This is a genomic window from Rhodococcus sp. UFZ-B548 (assembly GCF_903819475.1).
Taxonomy (GTDB): Bacteria; Actinomycetota; Actinomycetes; order Mycobacteriales; family Mycobacteriaceae; genus Rhodococcus_F; species Rhodococcus_F erythropolis.
Genome location: NZ_CAIJDS010000012.1, coordinates 1 through 25,456, shown reverse-complemented (window position 1 = coordinate 25,456; position 25,456 = coordinate 1). Strand labels below are relative to the sequence as shown.

26 protein-coding genes are annotated in these 25,456 nt (G+C 59.3%); 5 read left to right on the top strand and 21 right to left on the bottom strand.

All coding sequences use genetic code 11. From position 1 onward, the window contains the following. Positions 1-30 precede the first annotated feature (30 nt). The 8 genes from H7C86_RS12995 to H7C86_RS12960 all read right to left on the bottom strand — a co-directional run bounded on the left by H7C86_RS12995 (position 31) and on the right by H7C86_RS12960 (position 9,346). On the bottom strand, positions 31-1,383 hold the full coding sequence (locus H7C86_RS12995; protein ID WP_019747433.1) for a lipopolysaccharide biosynthesis protein: 1,353 nt from the start codon (positions 1,381-1,383) through the stop codon (positions 31-33). Then, a complete protein-coding gene (locus H7C86_RS12990; RefSeq protein ID WP_182261654.1) occupies positions 1,380-2,306 on the bottom strand; it encodes a glycosyltransferase family 2 protein in 927 nt (308 codons plus the stop codon). Before H7C86_RS12990 ends, H7C86_RS12995 begins: the two co-directional genes overlap by 4 nt. Next, positions 2,296-3,087, bottom strand: a complete 792-nt coding sequence (locus H7C86_RS12985; RefSeq protein WP_019747435.1) for a glycosyltransferase — start codon at positions 3,085-3,087, stop codon at positions 2,296-2,298. Before H7C86_RS12985 ends, H7C86_RS12990 begins: the two co-directional genes overlap by 11 nt. Then, the gene (locus H7C86_RS12980) at positions 3,084-4,133 is read right to left on the bottom strand and encodes a glycosyltransferase (RefSeq protein ID WP_019747436.1); all 1,050 of its coding nucleotides are present in this window, start codon (positions 4,131-4,133) and stop codon (positions 3,084-3,086) included. The genes H7C86_RS12985 and H7C86_RS12980 overlap by 4 nt, the downstream gene beginning before the upstream one ends. Then, a complete protein-coding gene (locus H7C86_RS12975) occupies positions 4,130-5,452 on the bottom strand; it encodes an O-antigen ligase (RefSeq protein ID WP_084325752.1) in 1,323 nt (440 codons plus the stop codon). The genes H7C86_RS12980 and H7C86_RS12975 overlap by 4 nt, the downstream gene beginning before the upstream one ends. Before the next feature lies 1 nt (position 5,453). Then, positions 5,454-6,605 carry a polysaccharide pyruvyl transferase family protein gene (locus H7C86_RS12970; protein WP_259349101.1) on the bottom strand — a complete coding sequence of 384 codons (1,152 nt, stop codon included), beginning with the start codon at positions 6,603-6,605 and terminating at the stop codon, positions 5,454-5,456. Next, entirely contained in the window at positions 6,577-7,674 is a 1,098-nt protein-coding gene (locus H7C86_RS12965; protein ID WP_031332980.1) for a glycosyltransferase family 4 protein, read from the bottom strand. Before H7C86_RS12965 ends, H7C86_RS12970 begins: the two co-directional genes overlap by 29 nt. A gap of 151 nt (positions 7,675-7,825) precedes the next feature. After that, a complete protein-coding gene (locus H7C86_RS12960) occupies positions 7,826-9,346 on the bottom strand; it encodes a sugar transferase (protein WP_069146123.1) in 1,521 nt (506 codons plus the stop codon). 872 nt (positions 9,347-10,218) lie between these two features. Here H7C86_RS12960 and H7C86_RS12955 point away from each other — a divergent pair. The 3 genes from H7C86_RS12955 to H7C86_RS12945 all read left to right on the top strand — a co-directional run bounded on the left by H7C86_RS12955 (position 10,219) and on the right by H7C86_RS12945 (position 13,743). Then, positions 10,219-11,688, top strand: coding sequence for a hypothetical protein (locus H7C86_RS12955; protein ID WP_259349100.1), 1,470 nt, complete (start codon positions 10,219-10,221; stop codon positions 11,686-11,688). Then, the gene (locus H7C86_RS12950; RefSeq protein ID WP_182261651.1) at positions 11,682-13,154 is read left to right on the top strand and encodes a glycosyltransferase; all 1,473 of its coding nucleotides are present in this window, start codon (positions 11,682-11,684) and stop codon (positions 13,152-13,154) included. The genes H7C86_RS12955 and H7C86_RS12950 overlap by 7 nt, the downstream gene beginning before the upstream one ends. Before the next feature lie 262 nt (positions 13,155-13,416). Beyond that, on the top strand, positions 13,417-13,743 hold the full coding sequence (locus H7C86_RS12945) for a helix-turn-helix transcriptional regulator (RefSeq protein ID WP_223258030.1): 327 nt from the start codon (positions 13,417-13,419) through the stop codon (positions 13,741-13,743). Here the strand turns inward: H7C86_RS12945 and H7C86_RS12940 are convergent. The 4 genes from H7C86_RS12940 to H7C86_RS12925 form a co-directional block, all read right to left on the bottom strand. Then, on the bottom strand, positions 13,737-14,660 hold the full coding sequence (locus tag H7C86_RS12940) for a UTP--glucose-1-phosphate uridylyltransferase (RefSeq protein WP_019747444.1): 924 nt from the start codon (positions 14,658-14,660) through the stop codon (positions 13,737-13,739). The genes H7C86_RS12945 and H7C86_RS12940 overlap by 7 nt on opposite strands. A gap of 571 nt (positions 14,661-15,231) precedes the next feature. Then, positions 15,232-16,380: a beta-mannosidase gene (locus tag H7C86_RS12935; RefSeq protein WP_133728385.1), complete on the bottom strand. Its 1,149-nt coding sequence runs from the start codon at positions 16,378-16,380 to the stop codon at positions 15,232-15,234. A 46-nt stretch (positions 16,381-16,426) separates the two neighbouring features. Next, positions 16,427-18,160: a glycosyltransferase family 39 protein gene (locus H7C86_RS12930; RefSeq protein WP_046378102.1), complete on the bottom strand. Its 1,734-nt coding sequence runs from the start codon at positions 18,158-18,160 to the stop codon at positions 16,427-16,429. After that, positions 18,157-20,118: a hypothetical protein gene (locus tag H7C86_RS12925; protein ID WP_182261650.1), complete on the bottom strand. Its 1,962-nt coding sequence runs from the start codon at positions 20,116-20,118 to the stop codon at positions 18,157-18,159. The genes H7C86_RS12930 and H7C86_RS12925 overlap by 4 nt, the downstream gene beginning before the upstream one ends. A gap of 306 nt (positions 20,119-20,424) precedes the next feature. Between H7C86_RS12925 and H7C86_RS12920 the strand changes: the two genes are divergently transcribed. Beyond that, positions 20,425-21,147 carry a hypothetical protein gene (locus H7C86_RS12920; protein WP_097387744.1) on the top strand — a complete coding sequence of 241 codons (723 nt, stop codon included), beginning with the start codon at positions 20,425-20,427 and terminating at the stop codon, positions 21,145-21,147. A 33-nt stretch (positions 21,148-21,180) separates the two neighbouring features. On the opposite strand, the gene H7C86_RS12915 is transcribed toward H7C86_RS12920, so the two are convergent. The 9 genes from H7C86_RS12915 to H7C86_RS12875 all read right to left on the bottom strand — a co-directional run bounded on the left by H7C86_RS12915 (position 21,181) and on the right by H7C86_RS12875 (position 24,906). Then, on the bottom strand, positions 21,181-21,378 hold the full coding sequence (locus H7C86_RS12915; protein ID WP_019747449.1) for a CsbD family protein: 198 nt from the start codon (positions 21,376-21,378) through the stop codon (positions 21,181-21,183). Positions 21,379-21,478: 100 nt separating this feature from the next. Next, entirely contained in the window at positions 21,479-21,742 is a 264-nt protein-coding gene (locus H7C86_RS12910; RefSeq protein ID WP_003943661.1) for a GlsB/YeaQ/YmgE family stress response membrane protein, read from the bottom strand. A 409-nt stretch (positions 21,743-22,151) separates the two neighbouring features. Continuing rightward, positions 22,152-22,736, bottom strand: coding sequence for a hypothetical protein (locus tag H7C86_RS12905; RefSeq protein WP_030535928.1), 585 nt, complete (start codon positions 22,734-22,736; stop codon positions 22,152-22,154). Beyond that, positions 22,733-23,302: a DUF6286 domain-containing protein gene (locus H7C86_RS12900; protein ID WP_182261649.1), complete on the bottom strand. Its 570-nt coding sequence runs from the start codon at positions 23,300-23,302 to the stop codon at positions 22,733-22,735. The genes H7C86_RS12905 and H7C86_RS12900 overlap by 4 nt, the downstream gene beginning before the upstream one ends. Beyond that, complete coding sequence (locus H7C86_RS12895) at positions 23,299-23,691, bottom strand: Asp23/Gls24 family envelope stress response protein (protein WP_019747452.1); 393 nt, start codon at positions 23,689-23,691, stop codon at positions 23,299-23,301. Before H7C86_RS12895 ends, H7C86_RS12900 begins: the two co-directional genes overlap by 4 nt. Next, positions 23,684-23,863, bottom strand: a complete 180-nt coding sequence (locus tag H7C86_RS12890; RefSeq protein WP_003943629.1) for a hypothetical protein — start codon at positions 23,861-23,863, stop codon at positions 23,684-23,686. Before H7C86_RS12890 ends, H7C86_RS12895 begins: the two co-directional genes overlap by 8 nt. Positions 23,864-23,901: 38 nt before the next feature. Next, the gene (locus H7C86_RS12885) at positions 23,902-24,090 is read right to left on the bottom strand and encodes a hypothetical protein (RefSeq protein ID WP_259349099.1); all 189 of its coding nucleotides are present in this window, start codon (positions 24,088-24,090) and stop codon (positions 23,902-23,904) included. A 70-nt stretch (positions 24,091-24,160) separates the two neighbouring features. Continuing rightward, on the bottom strand, positions 24,161-24,445 hold the full coding sequence (locus H7C86_RS12880) for a hypothetical protein (protein WP_020968729.1): 285 nt from the start codon (positions 24,443-24,445) through the stop codon (positions 24,161-24,163). Next, positions 24,442-24,906 (bottom strand): Asp23/Gls24 family envelope stress response protein, encoded by a 465-nt coding sequence (locus H7C86_RS12875; protein ID WP_182261647.1) that lies wholly within the window; start codon positions 24,904-24,906, stop codon positions 24,442-24,444. The genes H7C86_RS12880 and H7C86_RS12875 overlap by 4 nt, the downstream gene beginning before the upstream one ends. 186 nt (positions 24,907-25,092) lie before the next feature. Between H7C86_RS12875 and H7C86_RS12870 the strand changes: the two genes are divergently transcribed. Continuing rightward, on the top strand, positions 25,093-25,428 hold the full coding sequence (locus H7C86_RS12870; protein ID WP_259349098.1) for an RNA polymerase sigma factor: 336 nt from the start codon (positions 25,093-25,095) through the stop codon (positions 25,426-25,428). Positions 25,429-25,456: the final 28 nt, after the last annotated feature.

Below are 25,456 nucleotides of genomic sequence, written 5' to 3'. Positions count from 1 at the left end.
TGTACGACTTCACAATTTCCTGGCATCTATTCACACGGCCACGCCCGTCTCCACCGCCTTCTCCATGCTTGAAATTCGCCGTGTCGAAATATAGATGCACGGAATGACTTGGAGTACAACCATTCCTGCGGATAGCCCCAGGTAGAGTGCGGCGGGTCCGAGTTCAGGAATCAGAGATATTGCCAATACCATCCCGACGAGGCCGCTCAGCCAGACGCACAGGACTTGCACCCATAGTCCTCGTGGGTCCATGAGGAACATTGCTGCCGGTTGATGCACCGAAACAACAAGGATGTAAACACTTCCAGCCAAAACGGTTGCCAGTGGGACGACAAGACTTCCACCCGAGACAAACCGTATTCCCGGATAGCTGATGACGATCAGAGCGAGCGCAAATACGGCGCCTACTGTGCCGAGAAGTACTATATGCTGGGCGAATTCGCGTACCCGAAGCGTCCCGATTCGGAATCGTTCGCGATACCTTGACCACAAGTTCTGGCCCATCACTCCCAAGATCGCCAATAGCGGTCCAGCGAATTGCGCCACTACCGAATATTGTGCGACGTCTTCGACCGTTCCGAAAGTGGAGATCAGCAACCTGTGGCTCTGAAAGCCGACAACCATACCGATCGATATCAGAAAAAACGGGACCGCAGTTTCAGCTATGCGAACTCGCACCGGGCTTGTAAGACTCCAACCGATCAACGAACCCTCATCGCCGGAAATCGACCGAAGCGCGAGAGCGAGGGTAAGAAATCCGACGGCGAGGTAGCCTGCGCACGGTGCCAGAACAAACAGGTAGGCCGGCGCGTGAGTTGTCCAACAGACCACTATCACGATCAGTTGAATGATCGGACCGATCAACGCTGCGGTAACGACAACGCGCATCTTTCCGCAACCCTGCAGGATGCGGGACCCCAAACCCAATGGAATACCAACTGCCGCAGATATAATCACCACTGTGGCCAGCGCCGACGCATGATTCATCTCACCGACCGCGCCTAGTATCGGCACCCACAGCCCCATCTGGTACAACAGGAACGCGAGGCTTGCGACAGCGAGGGAAACCAGAACTGTGACCAGACTCGCCCGACGAAAATGGGATTGGAACGACATCCGATCGAGTGCACCACTTCGGTAATCTGCTGTTGCGTTCACCATGGTCGCGCCGATACCGAAGTCCGCGAAGGGAAGTAGATTCAACATGGACGCCATCAGCGCGTAGAAGGCGTAGTACTCAACGCCGTAGTCACGAGACAGAATTGCTATTACGGCGAAGTTCGCACAAGCTCCAGCCAGCAGACCTACCAGTCGAAAAAACCCGGTCCCGCCCAGGTCGATCGACTTCGCCGACCTCAGGTAGGAGCTGACGACTGTGTTCACCCTCGTGCCTCCGAGGTCCCAGCACCAGAGACGATTGTGGACTGCTTCAGACCGCTGTTACCGAGCCGAGAAAGTACCTTGTAGCACGCGGCAACTACTACCTTTGTGCAGCCTCGCCAGTACAAACCTTGCGCGAACGACGCTCGTCCCATACGTGCATTCGCAGCTGCGGCAACCGCCGATGCGTTCATCAGCCGAACGTTGATCCCCAGATGTCGCGCGTAGTGGCCCCTGATCGACTCCTTGCACAACAGCGATTTCTCAGGAGAACCAATGGATTTACCTGCGTACATCGAATACACGAGGGAAACAGTGTTGTGCTGAACGATTCGGCCGACGACGGATAACCGAATGAACATCTCGTAGTCGTCGGCGTAACGCTCGACGATCTCAGGTACGTCCAGCGCAATCGCCGCTTCGTGATCGGCACGCCGAACCAGCGCAGCTCCCGGTGGAAACGGACCGTACCCTTGTGTCAACAGGGTTCGAGTATTGATCTCGGAGTACGACTGATTGTTCAACCGACTACGCCCACGCGGGAGGCTCGCCATCACACGTCCAGCGACGACTGCGCAGTCCGCCTGCGCAGAGAGAATACGCAAGGACTCGTGAACGCCGGATGCGACCAGAAGATCATCCGCGTCCAGGAACACGATGTACGGTGCCGTGACAAGCTCGGCCCCCCGCCGTCTCGCGAGGTATGCACCCGCATTTGGCTGCGTCAGAACACGTATATCGTGGGCGCGACATAGCGCGGCAGTACTGTCGGTGGAACCGTCGTCTACCACGATGACTTCCGAAGCGCCCGCACTGTGCGCGCTCTCGATTGACGCCATAAGTGTGGCTTCCGCATTGAAAGCTGGTATGACAACTGCGAATTCCGCACTCAATTGCGTTGTGGGTTCCAAATAGTCATCGGACACGAGGAGTCACCCCTGCTAACACACGTCTTTGGACACGATCGGTTTTTGCCAGAAGCGCAACTCCCAAGGACACTGCATAATCAAGCCACTGCGCCCTGAAGACTGTGACACCGGTCAGGGCGCGTGATCGCCGCATGTCCCGGTAATGATCCATCATGCCCCGCACCGAACCGGCGCCGGCCGAATCAAAATCACAGAAAAACTCGGTCCACACCCGCGGTTGCGATCGAACCGCCATCTTCAGCAGATAAAGTTGGTCGGCACTGAGCCCGAATTCGGTATCGTAGCCGCCGATCTCAACATGCAGCGACTTCTCGATCACACATGCTTGATGGGGAATTATGTTTCCGCCTAGCGAAAATCGGGACAGACTGAACGGGATTCGGCCACCGATTCCGATGGAACTTCCGGAGTCATGGATGTTGCTCAGCCCGTAACCCCACCGCCAAGAGACATCCCCTCCTTGATACTCCCGAGAGACTCTCTCCAGAACGTCACATGAATGGAACACGTCGGACGAGTGCATGAACCACAGCAACTCGCCACTCGCCAGTTCCGCGCCGATGTTCATTGCGTCATAGCGACCGCTGTCGAGACCTGAGTTCCACACTAACGAATCACCCAACGAATCAAGGTATTCGACAGTCCCATCGGTCGAGCCACCATCGATCACGATGTGTTCGACTCCTTGTGCACTCTGAGCCCGGACGCTCTCGATCGTGCGGATCAGCCCCGAAAGATCGTTCCTGGTGATGGTAATGACGGTGACCGATGAAGTCATCGAGAAGCCCCTATCGCGAATGCATAGGCGTCGATGAGCGCTGTACGCGAACTCACGACGTCCACTGTTCGGTTGAAATATTGTGTCTTGGCTTGAACCGTCGTTCGGTAGTCCAGGCAGTCGAAGTAATGTGTGACGGCCATCGACAGAGACTCGGCGGTATTGCCAGCGACTGGATAGCCAAGCGAGACCATACTTTTGATGTCACGACTGATTACGGAGACACCGACCGCGGCGGCTTCCGCAGCGGAAATCGGAGCGCCCTCCCAGGCCGCAGTATGGAGATACAGCGAACTGGCGCGCACTTCGTCCAGCACCTGTTCAGCTGGAATCCAACCCGTCACCCGAACCCCTGATTCCACGAGACTTTCTTTCAAGACGGCTTCGCCATCTCCTACCCACACGAACTCGAACCTGCTCGACAGCCTTGCTGCAATATCGGCGAACAGTTGGGGATCCTTTTGGGGAAATATCCTTCCCACCATCACTACTCGGCTTCGTTCAGCCGGTACCTCCGCTGTCCGAGAGCTGCTTGCGCGCAAATATTCGCCGTGATCGGTCGGTGATACGTTGCCGACCACGATGGAGGTGGAGGAGTTCGACAACTCCGTAGTCAACTCGGCTTCTCGTCCACTCACTGCAACAACACACTGACGCCGAATCGAAAGTAGCCCACGCTCAACAGACTTGTAGAGTACCCGCGCTAGGGGACTGACGTCGGTGCGCTCGAATGCGTAACAGTGTGGGGTGTATACGATCCCAGCTCGGTGCCCGGGGATGATCCGGGCGAGACCGGCAAGACTGGAATGCAGGTGCAGAATATCGAAATCTCCTCGGCGCACCATTCGAATCGCGGATAGCAGTAGTGCGGCCAGACTTCCAGGTACCAATGTCACGCTGAGTTCGGAGGGGAAGCTGTATGTGCTCTGCCCGACCCGTTCGCGAGCGATCACGCAGTGATGCATTTCTGGCGTCAACGCCTGATAGTTCAAGATCGCGGTGCTTACACCTCCTCCGAGTGCTTCCGTGACGTGCAGAACCTTCATCGCGCACCATCCCTCGTAAGGCCGGCAAGAACATTTTGGTTTCGAATAGCTTTCATCGCAAGGTCTTCCGTCTCCGAAGTATCAACTGATCTTTTCCGCATGCCTGAGGAGCACAAGAGAAGAATGAGAGGGCACAGGAAGGGAAGCAGACCGGTTCGATACGGCTGGATCGGTGCCTCCAGGAAACCCACAGCGACCGTGGTTACGATCAGCGCCGATGCCAAGTATCGATTTTCGACATCCGTGGTCAGCAGCGCCCAGACGGCAGCGACGACAAGCACGGCAATTCCGAAGAACCCGACGGCGACGCCGAGTTCTAACCAAATGTTGTGCGCGGCATAGTTGGAGGAGAAGCGATACGCGTTATGCTCCGTCCAATAGTTCGCACCGTGACCAACATTCGGGCTCTCCGAAATCAGCTCCTTCGCCCGCATCCACAAAGCACCGCGATAGGTGTAATCACGGAGTCCGTAAACTCGGAACACTGGCACAAAAGAAATCACCAACGCAACCATCGCAGCTGCCAGTGCCACAACCCGCGACATGCGGTTTCCGATACCGAGGACTACCAGGTAGCCGAGAACCAGACCGATCATCGCTGTTCGACTGCCAGAAATTTCGATCACGATCAGGCTCGCCAGTCCAACCGCCGCGACTGTGATCCAGTGTTGCCGATACACCGCAATGACGCTCAGCAGTGCGACACACAGCCCCAGGAAGTTGCCATTGCCTGTGATCGACGACGTGAGCACTTGGCCGGCCACAGTGCACTTGTCCAGCCGACAGGTCTCGACCACAGCCTCAGGCCAGACGACGAAAACCACAGCCATACTCAGACAAAGGACGAGCAGACCCTGGTAACAAAGACGGGGCCAGTTCAGTACATCAACCGAGAGCGCGCGGCACCACAGAAGCGTAGGCACAATCATGAATATCGCTCCGACGACACCGATGTCCACGACCCCGAAGATGAGGATCGGCATGATCACCACCGCCATGACCAGTATCGCGGGGACATAGGGGAATGAATCTCGGGATCCGAGCGCGACGATGAAAATCGCGATTCCGATGACAATCGAAGGCACGTAGGAGATCACGAAGACCGCGGAGCCAGAAACTGGAAGGTATAGGGCAAGGACGCTGCCTAACACCGCTTTGAAAAGGACCGGCCATACGACCGATACCCAAAACCAGATCCCGATCAACCCGCTTCTGGTGCTTGTCGAGGTTTGTCGTCGGGGTTGCAACACCGTGACCACACGTAAACGTGCGATCAGCAAGAGAAAAACACTGGCAAACAACAAGATCGAGAGATTCATGTCATTGGCCAACCGTCGGCAGGTGGCACGGCACAGCCAGGGAGTCGAGCAGGCATTCCCTCTGGGATGCGACGGCCTCGATGCGTGAATCGATCAGGCTCCAGTAAGCGGCTGGATCGTCTCGAATCGATTCCACCGCGTCGAGAACGCGAGTTGCCGAGGTCCTTCGGGCATCGAGAACGTACTGTTCCAACCCCAGATCATGAAATGCTCCCCATGATTTTCGTTCGTAGCCTAGGTGCACACTCGGCTTTCCGGCGAGCAATGCAGACAACGATCCGTGGAGGCGCGTACTGACAACGACGCGATTCTCCGTGCTTTCCAAATAGTGCTGCAATGGCTTTGGGGTTCCCGGAGAGTATTTGACGGTGAGGGGCGTGTCATTGTTTCCGCCACCGGTGGACTGAATCGCCCATACAACATGATCTGACCGAGCCAAGTCGGACAAAGTGTTCTCGTAGGATCCAGGGCGGGACAGCTCACGTGCCACGACTACCGGGCCATGCGTGATCTCGATATTGCGAGGTGTACGGACCTCCGCCATCTTCAGAACCGCCAGATCCGAGATTCGTTCGACATTGGTCAGGTCGGCGAACAAATCGCGTGATCGATCGTCACGAACGAGCACCTGGTCCATCGCCTTCAGTGAACTCGCGATACGGCGACGGAGAATGTTCGGGAACGGGCCGATACTCTGCGGCAGATAGATCTTGCGCGCACGACTTCGTGCGGCAAGATCGAGTTGACCGAAATGCGCCCCCGCAGTTTTCAGGGCCTCGGAAACAGACGAGCCCCGAAGGTATCCGCCCCCGACAGCGACTATCAAGTCCGCTTGTTCGAACAGTATCTTGACAGGTGCTGGCCCGCCGGTGACGGAACTAGCCAGCATGGAAACACGTACGGACACCTTCTTTTTCGGGTTCGGAATCCATGCCGATGCCCACTGATGAAACTTGACATGATTTGCCATCGGATGGTGGCGGAACGATTCGGCATCAGTGGCAATCACGTCGACGACAGAATCCGGCCACACCGATCTCAGCAATTCGAGTGTTTCCTCCACCAACAACCGGTCGCCAGAGTTTTGAGCACTGTATGCGTGAATGACCAGGATGCGCGGGTGGTCACGATTGTATTCGGGCAACGATCTCACTCCTGGTCGTCATGGTTCGGGACGCCTGCAAACCCATTGAATAGGCAAAATCTCGGTACTCGTCACTCGATACGACGCCGAGGGCGGACCGAAGGCTGGGCGCGCCGGCAAATGTAAGCACCGGCCCGGAGGTGCGCAGATCCTCGAATGCAGGTAGATCGGCAGCAACAACCGGCCGGCCGCGCGCCCACGCCTCCCATACGAACACAGGATTGAGTTCGTTTCGACTGGGCATAAATGCTGCATCTGACCAATCCAGGTAGGGCACAACATCGTCGACGCGTCCCACCAGTTCCACCGTATGCGAAGAAGGCTTCGCACTGTCGAACCGCTGTCTCAGGTCTTCTTCTTCGGGCCCTGAACCCAAAATCTTTATTTCACAGGGAATCTCGATATCCGACAGAAGTTCGGGAATACGATCGAAGCCCTTCTGCTTGGATAGACGGCCACAGGCCAGCAGCCGTAGGGGTGCCCCCGAAGATTCACGACGAGTGGTTTCTCTCGAGTCAACTCGGATCAAGTTCGGCTCGTACACAAGGCGAGCGTGCGGTCCGTAACGTCGTTGACGAATCTGACTCACGGCTAATTCCGAAGGCGCAGTGATCAGCTTTGCGTGCCGAAGTGCATTACGAACGAGCACGTTCTCGACCAGGGAGACAACGCCAGTTTCATCCGCACTCGGCAACTGATGGAAGGTCGCAATCAGCTCACCCGGAAGACGTTTGAACATACTCGAAACACCGAGGGCGACATGGCTACCCCTCATCAGTGAATAGACCACATCCGAACGCTGCAGATGTGTTGCTACTGCACGACTGGCTCCGACCAGTCCGCCAGGACTTCTTGGATAGTCGAGCATGACGAACTCGTCTGCGAGGTCGGCAACCTCGTTGAAGTCTCGGCAGCCTGCGAACAAAGTGACCACGGTCGTATGTGTGTCGGTAAGCCCGCGCAATAACCCGCACAAGGATTTCTGTGCACCCCCACCTTCCAACCAGGGCGCCACAACAAGCAACGACTTCAACTTTGGCGGTTCCGACACAAACTTCTCCTGGTCAATTTGCTCCATCACTTCCCAACATCGCCTTGAGCGCCTTCGCGACGATCGTGTTCTCGCTCGTCATCGACCAGTTGTCGAGGTACGAAAGATCAAGGGGAGCTGCGCCTTTCCACCGAGAACATCACGAACTGAAGTCGGTCCAGACATCCGTATTCACGTCTCAGTACGCGCCGTCACTGGCCAATACCGCTTTCAACGTTTTGCCGACGATCAAGACATCACCCATGAGCGACCAGTTGTCGACGTACGAAAGATCCAGTCGTACAGTCTCTTCCCAAGAAAGGTCCGAGCGCCCACTGACCTGCCACAGCCCTGTGATCCCCGGCTTGACAAGAAGTCGGCGACTGACAGTTCCGTCGTAGGCCTCGACCTCGCGACGCAGCGGCGGCCTGGGGCCGACAACGCTCATCTCGCGCCGAAGAACATTGACGAACTGGGGCAGCTCGTCAATCGAGTAACGGCGCAAGAAGCGCCCGACCGGTGTAACGCGCGGGTCGTCGCGCATCTTGAAGAGCACACCCGCGCCGTCGTTCTGGGCCATCAACGATGCCACCTGCGAGTCTGCGTTCTGGACCATCGAACGGAACTTGAGCATCGGGAACGGTTTCCCGTCCAGCCCCATTCGTTCCGCTCGATACAACACCGGGCCCGGGCTCGAGAGCTTGACCGCCAGAGCAGCGGCCAGGAGAACAGGTGCAATTGCCGCCAGTATCAGTGACGCGAAGATCACGTCGAACGAGGATTTCGCAAAGCGCTGCGCACCATGATATTTCGGACGCTCGACGCGTATCAAAGGCTGACCGGCCACCGGCCGCATCGACAGGCGTGGCCCCGACACATCGACGATGCTGGGCGCAACGACGAGATCGACGTCCCGCGATTCCAGATCCCAGGCAAGCGCACGTATGCCATCCGAGCCGAGATGCTCCGTTGCCGTTACCGCAACGGTGTCTGCGCCGACCAGTTCCAACGCTTCGACTACCGATGTCTCACCGCCGAGGAGCGGTATGTCACGCCCGTCGACCGCGATGGACTCGTCCGCGTGCCGAAGGAACCCCGGCACACATACTCCGACCACGCGGAAACCGTCTGCGCTACCTCGCTCGAAATTTCGTGCGAGTTCAGCGCCGGCATCCTTGCTGCCCACCACCAGTACAGATGTGAGGCACTCACCGCGAGTACGCCGTCGCACGATCACCCCACGCCAGAGCCAACGGCTCAACAGCAGCGCGAGAAGGCCGACAGGAAACGCGAATGCGAGGTAGAGCCGGGCGATATCGAGACGGAGCAAAAGGCTTACGATCGCAATGACGCCGAACAATCTCATCGCGGACACCAGGATTCGTCGATACTCCTCGGGACCGCTTCCGATCACACTCGCAGATCTCGTCCTGAATATCTGCAACGTCGCCAGCCACGCGACCACCACACCGATGGACAAACCGGTGTAGCTGAACTGCCCGAGCTCACGAGCGTCGACGGCGGTCGGCGCGGCGCCGAATCGAAGCCACTGAGCGGCCGAAACCGCACCAACGACAATCAGCGAATCCGTCACTGTCAGAGCACGTATGTATCGATGCTGCCACGCAGCACGCGAGGAAAACTCCGCACGGGAGTCCGGCACGATGCGCGGACGCCGATACCCGAGCGACGGCGCCATGGACATGTCCAATGCCGACATCTGACCAACCTTCCCGTTTGCGAGCCGCCAGGCCCCGACCGTTCTTCGGAATTTCCGGTTTGCGCCCGAAAGCTTCAGGCACAACTAAAAGATGGAGAAGAGCAAATGTTCCGCTTAGGTGTCGGCAACGTGGCAACTCGATAATCTGGAGGCATTGCACGTGCCGCGTGAGTACTATGAGAACATCTCGAAGGCCGGAGTTCAATTCGAATAATGTTGCAGGTCAAGACTCTAACCGGCAATTCTTCTTCCCAGCAGACACCCGAAGAATGTTGGACGATCGTTCACGTTCGATCGCCGTAAAGCCACGGTGCCATTTGCGATGCAGTTACCAGTTGGTAGCTATAATTCAGCTATTCAGCAAATGCACGGAAACCTCCAGGGCTTAGGTCCCGACGACCGCAATAGCTCACAAAGCGGACATTGCCTCTCACTGCTGACCACAGTTCTTTCGCATGGGTAACTGGACCCGCATCCACGCAACCGAGAACCGTCCCTGCACGTTGGGGACCTATGTCCCCGTAGGTCGAATCCGCGGAACTTGATTGAACTTTCTGCAATCCGAAAGTGAATTACCCTTCGATACGGAGTAATTCGGCAGACCGAAAATCTCGTCATGCCATCCGGCCGGCCAAGGCCCGCACTGGGAAGCGAAAAAAAGATTTCAAACTTCCCACTATGTGAGATTCGAGCGCGTGAGACCTCCGGCCGGACTGCTCAGAGACCGGCGCCTCGACGTGGCGAGGGCGATATGTCTTGATCAAGTAATGTCTGCATGTGGCGCCGGACCGACGGCGATGGTCGGCAGTCCCTAGCGGTGCGCAGCCTCGAATCGCACGCAGATGTCGGGTAGCAAGCGAATGGAACTGGAAATGTTGAAGATTCGTGAGATCCGCTCCGAGTCCGGGATCATTCCTCGACTCGCAGTGCGGTGGTTGATGATCGCGCTCGCCACGATCTTTGCATTCTGGCCCACCTGGACCAAGCTTTGGCAGAGCACGGCCAGCGGAACTGCCATCGGCTACGTCTTCGCTCTACCGCTCTTGTGTTTGGTTGCCGCCGTCGGAACAGACTTGAGGCGCGGCCCGGAGCTTCCTATTCACGATCGCGAGACCGACAAGATAGTCGGCTGCATCGGCCTCTTCGTCGCATTGGGACTCCAAGCGCTCCTGCTGCCGCGTTTTGCCGAGACCTACGAATTGATGCATATCGACGTGATCGCGGCGTGGGTATTCGTCTGGAGCGCAGCGGTTCTGATGTTCGGCCTCCGTCCGGTCAATCGGTATTGGGCAATCTGGGTGGTCCCGGTCATCTTGGCGCCGCTACATTACCGCGCCATCGCGACCGAAATGGGCGGGACCCGTTTCGACTACAGCGTCCTCATGGTGCTGGTCGCGTCTGCCGCGACCACGATCGCCGTCAGTAGAACGTGGAGGCGAGGGGCGATCGCCTTTGTCGCCGCAACGGTGCTCGGTGTGGTGGTTCTCTACGTCACGATTCAGAAGTATCCCACTGCTCCGCTTTTCGCCGTGCAGTTGTTTCCGGCGCTCGGAACCGCAATCGTCGTCGGTGGCGCCTTCTATCTGTACGAACGCCGGGGAAAGTCGCTCAAACCGTTCGATCGACCACTCCGAAAGCCTTCGACAGCCACGAGCAACTGGACCATCCTTGCGGTGTTTGCCGCCGCAGTGCTGATGTTCTTCACACCGCTGCCACCGACAAGTTTGACCGTCAACGTCGGTCCGCCTCCGGCTACGGCCGATCCTCGACTTGTCGTTCCACTGGGCTGGCATCAGATTGCAGCATCCGAATACGACTGGCCCCGTCGGTACTTCGGCAGCACCTCCGAACTGAGCCGTCAGACAATTCGGGCCGACACTCCGAATCCCGCTTGGGACGCGCAGATGCGGCCTCGCACGGTACAGCTTGACGTCGTCCAGGTCCGGCGGCCCTCCACGCTCGCCGTGTACCCCAGCAAGACCACCTACGACCTGGAGAACGCGAGAGTCAGCCCGACGGTCACGGTGGAGTTGCCGCACGGGATCGTCGCCGAGATGTACACGATCGTCGACGACGCTCTCCTTCTCACATGGAGCAATCTCAATTTCGTCTGGACGCGGGGCGACGGAGCCGCGCAGCGAGTCAGCCTGATCAGCGTCGACAATCACGATCCCGACGCCTACTTCCCCGAACCGAAGCCGTCGATGGCGTCCAACGGTAACAATACCCTCGCCGTTCTACTGCGTGGTGAAACCTCGACCGAAGACACCGAATCCGAGTACAAGGACCTGGACATGCTCGAAGCACTCGCTCGACTACTCGTGGAGGCTCAGACGTGGTGAACGAAAACCGAAGCCAGTCCAACAGTGTTGTGGTCAGCGGCGACCCGGATACAGCGGAGTACCGCGAGGCCGCCCTGCACGATGCAGTGAACGGTCTACGCGAGCGCCATCCGATCTCGTCCGCATCCGTGGCCTTCTATCCGTGGCAACGAAATACGTTGTTGGCAGGCTTCGCACTAGTCGTCGTCAGCCTCGTGCTCTTCCTCGTCCCAACTCTCATCGCGCTGACACTGATCTGCACCATTGGATACATCTGGGCGATGGTCGACCGTCTGATCTTGTTCACGAGGGGTCTCGATGCGTCCTCGATCATGACGATCAGTGACGAAGAGGCACTGGCTCTTTCATACGACGACCTTCCCACGTACACCATTCTGGTCCCCGCATACAACGAGCCTGAAGTCGTCGGCGACCTCATCGCAGCCATGCGAGCGATCGATTATCCGGAAGACAAGATGCAAGTCCTTCTCCTATTGGAGGAAGATGACGCCGTCACTATCGAAGCCGCTCTTGCCGCCGGCGTGGACGAGGTCGTCAGCATTCTGAAGGTGCCCGAGGCCGATCCACGAACCAAACCGAAAGCATGCAACTACGGTCTGCATTTCTCGACGGGCGAGATCGTCACGATCTACGACGCCGAGGATTCCCCCGACCCACTCCAATTACGGCGAGTAGTTGCAACTTTCGCGAAACTTCCCGAGAACACTGCTTGTGTTCAGGCCAAACTTGCATTCCACAACGGAACTCAGAACCTGTTGACCGCGTGGTTCACCGCCGATTACGCGCTGTGGTTCAACTTCATCCTCCCTGGATTGATGCGGAGCAATTCACCGATTCCTCTCGGCGGTACCTCGAATCACCTACGACGTAGCGTCCTCGACGAGATCGGTGCGTGGGATCCCTTCAATGTCACGGAGGATGCGGACCTCGGGGTACGGATTGCCGAGAGCGGCTACCGCACCGCGGTGTTGAATTCCACCACGCTCGAAGAAGCCAACAGTGACACGATCAACTGGATCAGACAGCGCTCGCGTTGGTACAAGGGCTATTTGCAGACGTGGCTCGTCCATATGCGCCAACCCGTGAAATTATGGCGAGGATTGGGCCCAATCGGATTTCTCCGCTTCACGATTCTCATGGCCGGCACACCTTTGGTCGCCACTTTGAACATGGTGTTCTGGCTCATCAGTCTGGACTGGATTCTCGGACAACCTGAAGTGATCCACCAGGTCTTCCCCAACTACGTCTATTTCCCCGCGTTGATCTCTCTGGCATTCGGTAACGCCGCTGTTCTCTACATGAACCTCGTGGCGTGCCGAGAAACGCGAAACGCGATGCTCCTCCTCGCCTGCCTGACTGCTCCGTTGTACTGGGTGCTGATGAGCATCGCGGCGATCAAGGGGACCTACCAATTGATTCGCAACCCGTCCTACTGGGAAAAAACCTTCCACGGTCTGAACACGTGACAACGCAATCCTTCACGTTCTACACAGGTGTGAGTTATGTCTACTGGTCCGCCTCACCCACAATTTCACCCGATTTCGGGTTTCAACGGAAAACACACAGCTAGATGGTCGCGGTAAACACACAATCCAGTCACAAAACTTAACTACCGGTACGCGAGAACCGCGGTGATTGGTTGCCGAATGATCACAGATCGGCCGTCGAGCGCCTTAAGTGTCGAGACGGCACTGGCTTACCGCGCAGCACTCAGGCACTATGACCGGTATGAGCGGTTTTTCGGAATGGGTGAAGCATCAACTGGAACTTCGCCAAGAAACAGACGTAGCCGATGCTGCGCGTGCGCTGGGAATACGCCCCTCCGAGCTCGGTCGGTGGCTGTCCGCGAAACGCCCTCCCACGCAGGACACGATCAGAACTGCTTGCCGCGTCTTCGACGTCCACGTACAGGAAATTCTTGTCGCGGCGGGCTACATGACACCCGACGAGTCGGGTCTGGACGACAAGCCGATTTCACTGTCGTCACTCAGCACCCGAGATCTCCTCGATGAACTGGCGAGACGCTCCGCGTCGCATAGCCTCGCAAGTCAGTAGGTCAGCTGCGGATCCGGCTGATCCAGTCGTTCCTTGAGCCAGACTCTCAATTCCGGTCCGTACTCGGTGCGACTGAGCGCATGGTCGAGAGAGGCCCGCAAAAATCCGCCCGGGTTTCCCAGATCGTGACGCGTTCCGTGATGGACGACGACATGAACCGGATGCCCCTCTGCAATCAGCAGCGCTATCGCATCCGTCAGTTGCAGCTCGCCACCCTGCCCTGGCGAGATTCGTCTGAGCGCGTCGAACACGGCGCGATCGAGAAGGTAGCGTCCGGCCGCAGCGAGAGTGGATGGAGCATCCGCTGGTGCGGGCTTCTCGACCATGCCGACGACGGCAAGCACATCGGGATCACCGCCCTCCACAGGCGCTTGGACGTCGAATACCCCGTAAGCACCAACACGATCCGGCGCGACGTCGAACGCGCACAACACGGAACCGCCTCGCTCGGCACGCACCTTCGCCATCGCGTCGAGAACACCGCAGGGGTGGACCAGATCGTCCGGAAGCAGCACCGCGAACGAGTCCTCGTCCGCATCCAGCACCGATTCGACAAGACCGACAGCGTGTCCCAATCCCAGCGGAGACTCCTGCACAACCGGCTCCACCGAGATCAGGCCTGGAGCCCGACGCACACGCTCGAGTAGATGATGCTTCCCGCTGGCGGCGAGCTTGCCCTCGAGCACCAGATCCTCGACGAAATGCCCGACGACCGATGCCTTGCCCGGCGCAGTGACGATCACCAGACGTTCCGCGCCTGCTTGCGCCGCTTCGCTTGCGACCAGCTCGATCCCGGGTGTATCGACCACGGGGAGCAGCTCTTTCGGAACCGTCTTGGTGGCCGGGAGGAAGCGAGTCCCCATCCCGGCAGCCGGCACCACAGCAGTCTTGAAAGCCCGTTCAGCGCACCCAGTCATCGTTCACCTCTCCGCTCACGCGATGTTTTACACAATTACCGTTACGCGCATGCAGCGATCGTCCCCTCATTCCGACGACCGAAGCTCACACCGCATGTACAGCCTGCGCACAAGGTCTACCGGGCGACCGATGCCGTCGCAAGTTGACCCGAACTCGGAATTCGTTGCGCGCGAGAGCTACACAGCACCCCTCGATGTCACTTCCACGAAGGGCACACGGCACTCCGCGCACTGCCCGTTACCGCAGCGAACGGTTGAGATCCTTTTTCGACGTTGACCACGGCGGGACGTAGTAACTGGCCAAAGAGACAGGTACGACACAACTTCCGAACTCAGCGCCTCAACCGGACCGTCCCCAGCCGACCCGGACGTAGGTCCTGGAGGCGTCGCATCGATGGTCCCGAGCGACTCCACAAGCCTTCAAGTTCGGTTATCCACAAGTGAATGCCACTGAATACCATTGGATGCAAACGAAATAGGGTCATCACGTCACAACGCCAGGTTCAGGTTGTTATCAGATCGTGACCATACTCCCACTGGGCGGAACTCCTAGTGGACTACCAGCAGTGTCCTAACTTGCCAGTGAAGCGATCACGTCGAAGAGTGGATCATCGGGCCCGATGTCCATTGTGCACTCGTTCGGCCGCGGATCCGGTACGAAGGCCCACAGGAGAGCTCCGGCCGTGCCGGCCGCCTTCTGCCCCGTCAGCTTCGTCTCGATATTCGTGGCTCGGGTCGCCAGTGATTCACAACTGCCCGCCAATTCGCCTGTCTCAGCGACCAACAACGGCTTCGAGACGTTCGTGGCCTGTTCGATGCGACGCGCCAGTCCGTTCCACTGGTCGCCCGGAAGCGGAACCCCGTCTGCTCCGTAGTCGTGATACTGCAGAATGTCGACGAAGTCGGACTCGCTCACGTATTGGTAGTCGTCACCAGCAGTGCCGCACTGACCGCCCCCGACGTATCCGGCCGTGATCAGGGTGTTCGGATCGATCGCCCGAAGTTCGGCGCCTGCCGTGTCGAAGAACTCCCGCAACACCTGCGCGGAATCAGACGGGCACGTTCTTGTCCACCAATTGCAGGCGGCGTCGGTACACAGGCTCGGTTCCGGCTCCCCCACCAATTCCCACGCCGCGACGGAAGGCTCGTTCTTCCAACGGTCGACGGCGGTGTGCATCCAGTCCTGAAAGCTCATGGTGGCTCGACCTGGGATCAGGTTCGCAACCTTCCAGTCGTCGGTGTACCAGTCCCTGGATTTGAACAGCCCGTCATCACACCCGCTGTCCTGTGGTGAGAGCACCGGAATCGTCAACTGGTTGTGTCGCGCCGCAGCGTCGAACACCGCGTCCATCGGTCCGAAATCCATCTGCCCGGACACCTTGTTCACCGCGAGCGCTTGGAAGGCGTTGAAACGCGTGACGGAATTCGGTGGCAGAGAACCGAAGTAGGCATCGAGATCGACCATCGCGCCACAGCCGAAGTTCACCGACCAATCAGTGGCCAGTTGATAAGCATTGAGCCCGGTGGGCCACCACGGCTGTCCGTCGAGTGTCAGTCCGCTCGACGACGCTCCGACCCGAACCGTCTTGGGCGAATCGGCAACCACCGGCGTCGTGAACATTCCTGTCACGACCGCGACGGTTGCAAAGCTGACTACAGCGGCAGCGATACGGCGACGCACTGTGCCACGCACACGCGGACGCGCTTCTTCAGAAGACATCTACAACCATCCACGTCATACGGACAATCCTCCCACACGAATTCCCTCATCGACCCGTTTGACGTTCACCGGTCACGCGATACAAACGCCAGGCCGAAGGGTCCATGCCGCCGTCGTTGGGCACCTCGAGCACCAGTGCTCCCACACCGCCGGCACCAGTGTCGTACATCGTCGGATAACGCCGATTGACCGCGTCCGACACACCGCGACCGGTGTTCGGAACCGACAGGATGTACTCGACGTGATGTTCGGCCGGGTTGTTCAGTACGCGCACGAAGTCCGCATCGGAAGGCACGACGAATTGCCGAGGGTTGTTCGACGACGCCACGACGGCATAGCTCTGCACGGTGTCGAGCAGAACCGACCCCTCCGGCAGAGCCAAGTCGTCCAGGTACCTGGCGATGCGACGCTCGGCCGCAAACGTGCGTAGATTCGTCTGCTCCTCCAGGTTCTGGCGGCCCGGAATGATCGCGCTGGCAATGGAATGCTCGAGCACTGCGATCCGCGCACTACCCATCGCGACAAACGTGACCAGCGTCGACCCGACCAGCAAGCACAGGGAGATCACAAGAGGTAGAGACGGTCCCGCCTGCTCGGGGTACGTCGACACCGAGCGCGACGCAGCAGCCCCTGGTCGACGCGTGATGACCGGCGCTCCGCGAGGAGCGATCAGGACGACCAATACGAAACACAGCGGAATGATCGAAATGTAGAAGCGCAGAAGAGGAAACGTCGATCCCATCAGGTAGAGCAACGTCTGCGCTCCAAGGATGGCGCCGAACAGCACAAGAGGCACCACCACTTCGGTGTCGCGCCGCCGAAGTGCGTAGATGACTGCCAGAACCACGAACACCGGGAGCGCCGGCCCGAGTACGGCCATTTCGGTAATCGAGAACGCAAGGCGGGCAACCGGTGAGTCGGTTCCGGCACCAGCCTGTTCCAGGATGGAACTGTTCCCGTACACCGACGAGAACTGTTGGAACGCTTGACCCGTGATGAGCCAACTGGCAAACGACCACAAGGCGAAGGCAAGGAAACCCGGCATCAGCACGACGGCGCCGTCGAGCGCCGCTGCCCAGAGCCGCAAGCCAGGTCCCGCGCCCTCGCCCCGCTCCTCCGCTGTCGGTTGAAAACGAAGCCAACTCACCACGGTCACCAGCACCACCGCGACAGACAGAGGTGCCAATGCGTCGTATCGAGTGAGGTACGCCAGAGCGAACGCGAGGCCCGCACCGATGAGGTCGTGTACGTCGTCGCTGCGCATCCACCGAATCAGTCGACGTGTCGCCCACAGAACGAAGAAAAGGAACGGAGCTTCGCTCATTCCGCTCGCCGCGTACATGACGATCATCGGATTGACAGCGAACAGCACGGTAAGGACGACGGTGACCCATCGCGGACACCCACGGTCGCGGCTGATCCCGCGTATCTGAATCACCGCGCCAGCCATGAAGGCCGCGGACATCACGACCGCAGTGATGTTCCACCGCAGCAGATCCGGCCACCAATGACCCATCAGGCCCATCGGAATCTGGACTGCCGCCGTCAACGGGGTAAACACGAACCCGATCGCCGCGAAGTGCGGATCACGGCTGAGCAGCATCGCCGACACCGCGGCGACACGACTGAGCGAATCGGTGAAGATGAACCCGATACCCGCGTTCATCCACACGCCCAACGCGGTGTAGATCGCGAAGAGCACGACGAACATCCGCCATGGCTTCCGGCCCGGTAGATCGTGGACCGCGACGGACAGGGCCGGGCGATCGGTGACGGTCACTGTCCGCGACGCCGAGCCACGAGCACACCACCGACGGCAACAGCGATCAGAACCACGGTCCCGAATCCGATCCAGCCGATCGTGACCGCGCTCAGTCCGGTCTCTTCTTCGGCCGAGGTCGCAGTGCCCAACGGGGCGACGTCGACTCCGACGTCGAACGGCTCACCTCCCCGCGGTGCGACCAGTAGATCGCCGGTCAGTTCTGCGAACCGGTCCTTCCCACCTTCCAACCAGTTGAGCAGACCGTCGGCATCGGCCGCGTCACCCTCAGACGTCAGCGCCACTACTTCGTTGTGCGAACCCGAAACCACCTGCAAGGCACCGTATTGTCCACCGAATTCCAGACCCTGCAAGCGCAGGAGTCCTTGATCTGCCGTGTCCATGGGTAGAGCCACCGGAGTGGGCAGCGTCCCGTCCGCCGCGATCAACAACGCAGGCAGCGAACTGGTCGCCGCGTCGCCGAACGGAAGCACGCGCGGTTGCAGCGGCAGATAGCTCAACCGCTGCATCGCGACAACGAGGCGCTGGGCTCGAACGAGATCTGCGAAATCACCGTGACTCAAACCGACATCGACTGTGGGCAGCATCGACTGAGGCAATGACTGGAATCCTCCAGGCGTCGGCGGGAATCCGGTAGTGGACGTGATGGTGCTGGCCGGATCGACAGTGAGCGAAGAAGGGCTACTGGTGCCGCACTGGAAGTCGCCGGTCACATCCATCGAGACCTCGAACGTCAAGTCGCGACGCAGGAGTTCGTTCGGAACATCGACGCCGATGTCGAAGCGCCCTGTCTCGTTAACCGTCTGCGAGGCGAGTCGTCTATCCCCGAGTGAGATCGACAGTTCTCCGTTACGCGAATTCGGTAGCGGGACATAGGAACCAATCATTCGCACCGAGACATCCTTCATCGGACGCCCCAGTTGCGACTGACTGAACGGGACGTCGACCTCGATGTGATTGAGACCGGAAGCCGTCAGCGTTCCGAGCTTCAGCTCACCGACGGTGATGGCGTCCTGGGAAATCTGGGCAACCGTGTTGTCCGGTGACGCCAGCGCTCTGCTCGCCGCCCAGTAGCCGTCGAAGTTCGCCGCCAAGAGACTGACCTGGGGAACGAGCGTCTTGTCATCCCCTGAAATCCGCAGCACGGGTGAACCATTCGGCGCCGTCGCAAGATCGATGCCGGCGTCCCCACTGTTACCGAGCACTACAGCTCTCTCGAACAGTCCCGGCTCAGCGGAGGGCAGACTCTGGCCGTTCGGCAGCTGCTCCACCACCACGGCGTCAGGCTGACTTCCGTACTTGTTGACAATCGCTGCACTCAGTTGCAAAGCCGCACTCTGCTGCGCCCCTGACGAACCATCCGTGACGTAGATGGTTGCCTTCCTCAAAATCGGCGGGAAGAAGGTTGCAACAGTTGTGGGCTGCTGCTCTGCACCGTCGTAGGCGACAAAGGCCTCCCGGAGCGCGAGGGGCTGGTATCTCGTTCGGTCGTAGCAGCGGTCGTCGACGGGAACGAGGTGAGCGATCATCGACACGGTCACGCTACGGTCGACCACTTCGAGACCTTGCAAGGGAACCGAAATCGGTAACCCGGTCCCGGCCTGCCCGGCGTCGAAGTCGACGCGGCTCACCAATCTGCCGTCCGAAGTCACTTCGAGCCAGCCCCTACTGAAGTCGGTCGGGGCGGTCAGGATTCCGGTCACGGCTGTTGCGGTGAGTCCGTCCGGCACCGGCACGGTCACCAACACTGGTGCGTCATCGGAAGAGAACACGATGTCCGTTCCTCGGCCGAGTTCGGTGAAGGAGATCGGAGTTGTGGCTGCGGCAACCACCGAGGTATCTGCGTCGTCCTCGAAATCCTGGGCCGAGGCGACACTGCCGAGAGGAAGCAACAAAGTCACCGCGACGGTCACCGGCATTGCCAGCGCGCGCGTCAGCCAGGTTCGAGAGTGGCCCATCAGCGTGTCTCCTCGACATTTCTTGTTTCCGCGCAATCACCAAACACAAATCACGAGTAGCAATCTCGCCAGTTCGCGACGGTCGCAGGTCCGATCGCACCGTTACGGACAAACGAACCATAACGACCAATTTGTGCGTTTGGCTAATTATCCCGACCGGCGAGACTTTTGTTACGGCGCGTCACATGATTAGCAATCGCTGCCGCGGGGAAGCCGAAAGAAACCGTCCGCAAGCCCGTCAACACGCCTGAACGTCCGTCCAGTCTGGGCGCTTCGGGGGGCGGAGAATTCTCAGACAAGGAAGCTGTGACGCTCAATTCGATCATCCCCGCCGGCAAGAGCGCCATCGGAAAGCTGGTCGGCGCACCGTTCTACTTCGCATCATCGCTGCGCATGGCCAGGGTTTTTCACCCGCACGGGATCGAACTGAAGGGAACATTGAAGCCGGCCACCCCGTGGTGGCCGGTAACGGAGTCGTCGACGATTACCGTCACCGCTCGAATGTCGAAAGCACTCGGAATTCCGGGAGACCTACCCGACATACTTGGCCTGGCGCTTCGGTTGCACAATGTCGGCGCAGATGAAAACCCGTGGGACATTCTTCTCGCAACATCAGGACTTTCTACCTTCTCGAAAATGTTTCCAGCTCCGGCTTTCTCGTGGAACGGCGCGAGATACAGCACACTGGTTCCTTACTCACGCGCGGGCGGGGCCGCGGCGTGGCTGATCGTGACACCGCGCGGCGTCCACCCGGCCGGCACTTCTTTGTCTGCATTAAAAGCTGCGGTCGATCATTCCCCGCTGCACTTCTCCGTGTACCTCGCGAGAGTTCAACTTCAGTTGATACCGATCGGACATCTCTGTCTCGACGAAGTCGAGGACCACCCGGATTGCCTCCAGCCGTCCTTCGATCCGATCCTGAACAGGCCGGCACACATGCGCATGCTTCCGGAGTGGCTCGCGGAAACGCGGAAGCTAGCGTATCGCGGTAGCCGCGACGGCCGAGGAGACACACAAAAGCGCGGTTGACCGGACATGCCGGTCAACCGCGCCGAAACTCATTCAGCTTGTGAACTTGTCCTTGATATCCGAGACCTTGTCACTGACAGTGTCTCCGGCCTTCTTGACCTTTGCCTCGCCCTGATCGGCAACACCTTCGGCAGCCAGATCGTCATTGCCCGTGGCATTTCCGATCTTTTCCTTGGCTTCGCCGATGAGATCCTCAGCGCGGTGCTTTGCCTTGTCGATGAAGTCAGACATGTGTTTCTCCTTCTTGAATTCGGTGTGGATTCGGTCGTGCGTTCGGCCGTGGGATTCGGCCGTGGGATTCAGTCGAACTCGAACTGCGTGGACAAATGTGTCAGCGCTTTCCGGTGACTGCCTTGACCAGGAACAGCAAGATGACTGCACCGAGAAGGCAAGTGAGGAAGCTGAAGATCCAGCCTGCACCCTCGACATCGACGCCGAAGACTCGAAGCAGGAAACCACCGATCAGGCCGCCGATCACACCGACAACAATGTTGAGGAAGATCCCCTGCTGCGCATCGGTTTTCATGATCTTACTGCCGATCCAACCCGCCAGCCCACCGATGATGATCCAGGCGATGATACCGAGAGGAAGCATTTGAACTCCTTAGAGTAAAGAGGGACGGCGCAATGAGTGACTGCCGGTGAAGGGAGAGTTCCGAGCGATCGGCCCGCGCAACTAGACCGTGATCGCGGGTTGTGTTTGCACACAACCGGACTCTCCGCCGCACGACGCGGGGGATCGTGCACTCAGTAGCAGCCACATTGTCTGCTTACCTTTCTATCAGGTGTTCACGACAGAACCAAAATGACTGGCGATTCACCACATACGAGAAACGACACTCACCGACGCGCACATGATCAGCATCACTACGATCGCGATCGCCATCGAAGTGACGGTCGCAAGGAGCACCGTGACACACAGTGCCACAGCAACATCCATGACTCTGTGCACGATCGGGAGGTCTACCAATACCCGGTCACCGGGAGGCTCAAACCTCGATTGATCAGAGAGTTCTCGGCTCATCGCGTTTCGCGCTTTCCACGGCGATGTGAGTTCTGGTCGCGACGGATGGATCACCGACCATCGACTCGACTTGATCCCCCGTGTCAGTGACGCGAGCAATCAACTCGGACAACGTTTCCGATCCGGATACGACGCTACGTCTCAATGTCACTCGCAAATCGATCGTGCGAACTCCACGATCGAGCAACGCTTTTCCTCGGACACGCGACACTTCGTCGAAGTCCTCCAGTGATGCGCTCGCCCCTTCCGCCACCGCACCCAGATCCGCGGTGATGGAATTGTGTGAGTTCGACCCAGGGACCGTGATCTCCTTCACCCGACGCAGCGGCACATGCGCGATCAACCACCGCAACGCGAGGAGGGCTAGCAATACTCCCCCAGCTCCGACAGCCCATGGCCACCACGAGTGATCGACAAGATCTTCAGCCCAGGGGATCTCGATACGCGCCGGGAAATCCTTGATCACGTCGAGATTCCACAGGATCGCTGCAACTCCCAGCGCTACCGCGAGCATCCCCACGACGCATGTCGCCACGCGATCCATCGCCGTCGCCGTCCGAGTCATGACAGCGATCCCGTCTGGATACGAACCTTGATTCGCGGCGATGGTGACAGCGACCCGGCCAAGTCCCCCAGCACCGCACGGATTTCCGATTCAGCGGCGGCGGCTCCATCGGGCGTGACCGAGGCCTTCACTTCCAGCTTGCGCCGGGTCGCGTGTGACGAAGCGGATCGAACCTGGGCAAGAGACTCGACGCGAACAGACGCTATCGCCGCTACATCGGCGGGATCGATCCACGTATTCGCGACTCCGACCAAGGCATTGGCAGTCTTTCGGCGCGGTTTGAGTCCGAGGATGACGAACCACAGGCCGAGAACGACGGCTGCGATCCCCGCCGGCAACATCCAACCCTGGTACGCGAGCCCGTCCACATATGCGGCAGCACTTGGTATCCACTGCGACCCGGTGATCACGCCGGTATCCACCAGCGCGTCGCGGACGCCGACCACGCCGAGCGCGAGTAGCGCCGCGGCGATGAGGAATCCCGTGACGGCCGATCCGGGCGCCGCAAGGGGAACAGGAGCAGCAGCCCTCGAGGCAGTGGGTGGTGCGACCTTGTCGGCGGTCATCGCACTTTCCTTCCCGCGTCACGCTTGGTCGATGCCGGGAGAACGCTCACGATCGCCACGTCCACGCCGTCTACGTCCAGGCCCGATACAGACTGCAACTGGGTTGTCACGTTCTCTCGCACCGCGGTACCGATGACCGACAAGGATCCGGGCCACTCGATCGCGATGTCCACCTTGGCCCGTACCCGCTTGCCGGATACCAGCACTCGCGCCCTCGGCAATTCGCGCCCGGTCAGTTTGTCCATGCCGGCGGCGTGATGGCGCACCCCCGGGGTTCCGCGCGTCGCCTCGAGAACCAACTTCTGCGCGACTCTGTCTCGAATCGTCAGCGTTCCACGATCGCCCGGCTCACCAAGCACAGACGACTCCGGTCGAGCTGTCTCAGCCACGTCCGCGACCCTTCAGCATCACACCGAGATCGAACTCGCCGTCACGCTGACCACCGACGAGGTATCCGATCACACCGAGAACCAGAGCGATGAGGAATCCGGTGAAACCGCCTGCAGCAGCTGCGACTCCGAGAAGTAGTCCTGCCAGTAGGCCGACAGTCGAGGTGGTCATGTGAATCCTCCGTTGTGGATGATGTTCGATGGTGCCTGTCAGATCTCGGTGTAGGTCTTTGCACCCGGAAACCGAGCGCGCACCCGCGTGTACTGGGCCCGAACGGGTTTGGCTACCTGTCGCATCGTGCCGCGCAGCGACGTGCGCACAACCACACCGATCGGGGATGCGAAGTCCCGGTCGACGCGTTCGAGTGCTCGATTGAGCGCGTCGGCAGATCCGCCCACGTCGGGGTGGTAGTTCCTGATCGCCTCTCGGCGTGCGGATCGTCGATCGGGAACTGAACCCCGAGAGTGCTCAGGCATCGCGTCCACGACCGACTACGTCTTCCACTGTCACGTTCACGGGGCCTGTAACGAGTCCTGAAACCGCTTGGCGGATAAGTAAAGCCGTGTCTCGAACGGCGGCGTCGGCGAAGATGCAGACATGGATGTCTGTCGACGACTCCGTCACCCGCACGCCGACGACGCGGCGACCGGGGAGGTACGTGCCAACCTCGCCGAACATTCCGGCATGAAGCGAGGCGACCCCAGGTACCCCCGTCACAGCCGCCGCGATGGTGTCAGCGATTTCGGAACTCACTGCACCCGTGCAGTCTTGGGCTCGCCGGTTTCGTCGTCGCTGCCCTCGTCGAGGTGGACGTCGTGAACTGTGATGTTCACCTCGGGCACTTCGAGACCCGTCATCCGTTCGAGCGCCGCAATGACGTTGCGGCGAATGCCGGTGGCCAGATCGGCGAGCGATACGCCGTACTCGGCCACGATGTCGATGTCGACCGCTGCCTGCTTTTCGCCGACCTCGACCGATACTCCCTGGGAGTGGTTGACACTCGCGCCGGGGATCCGCTCGCGCAGTGCCCCGACAACCCGGGACGCTCCGCCGCCGACGTCGTACACACCGCTCACCTCTCGCGTGGCGATGCCGGCAATCTTCGAGACAACGGTGTCGGCGATCGACGTCTTTCCTTGAGAGCTCACGAGAGCCGAGTCGTTCGATGATGCAACATCCTTCGTAGATGCTGTCGCAACCTGTGTGCTGACCATTGTCATCTCCTCCTGTTGATCGATCTACCTGTGTAGTCGTCACTCGAAGGCAAAACCGAATGCCCCAGTCAGGTGACGTGCATCACTGACACTTGTTAGTTACTGTCCGTAACATTCAACGCCCCGGCCGGGCGAACAATCTTCGAACGCAGCCGAGTTTTCCGCATTTCCGCGAGAGGAGCGACTGTGGCGTTACCGCACACACAGGGGCTCACCGAAGCACCTGACGGCTTGGACACCGCAACGGTGGACGCTGCGATACTCGGCGACCGAGAAGCATTCGAGTCACTGGTGCACTACTACGGACCTGCACTTCACCGCTATGCGCATCGAATGCTCGCAGATGAAGGCGACATTCTCGAGGTAGTCCAGGACACCTTCGTGGCCGCGTGGCGCCGACTCGATTCATTTCGTGGCGAATCGTCGATGCGAACATGGCTTTTCGCGATCTGTTCCCGAAAGATCGTGGACAGCTATCGAATCAAGAGAGCACAACCCCGAATTATCTGCACGCAGTTTTGACATATCTCAAAACCTTGCTGGTAGGCCC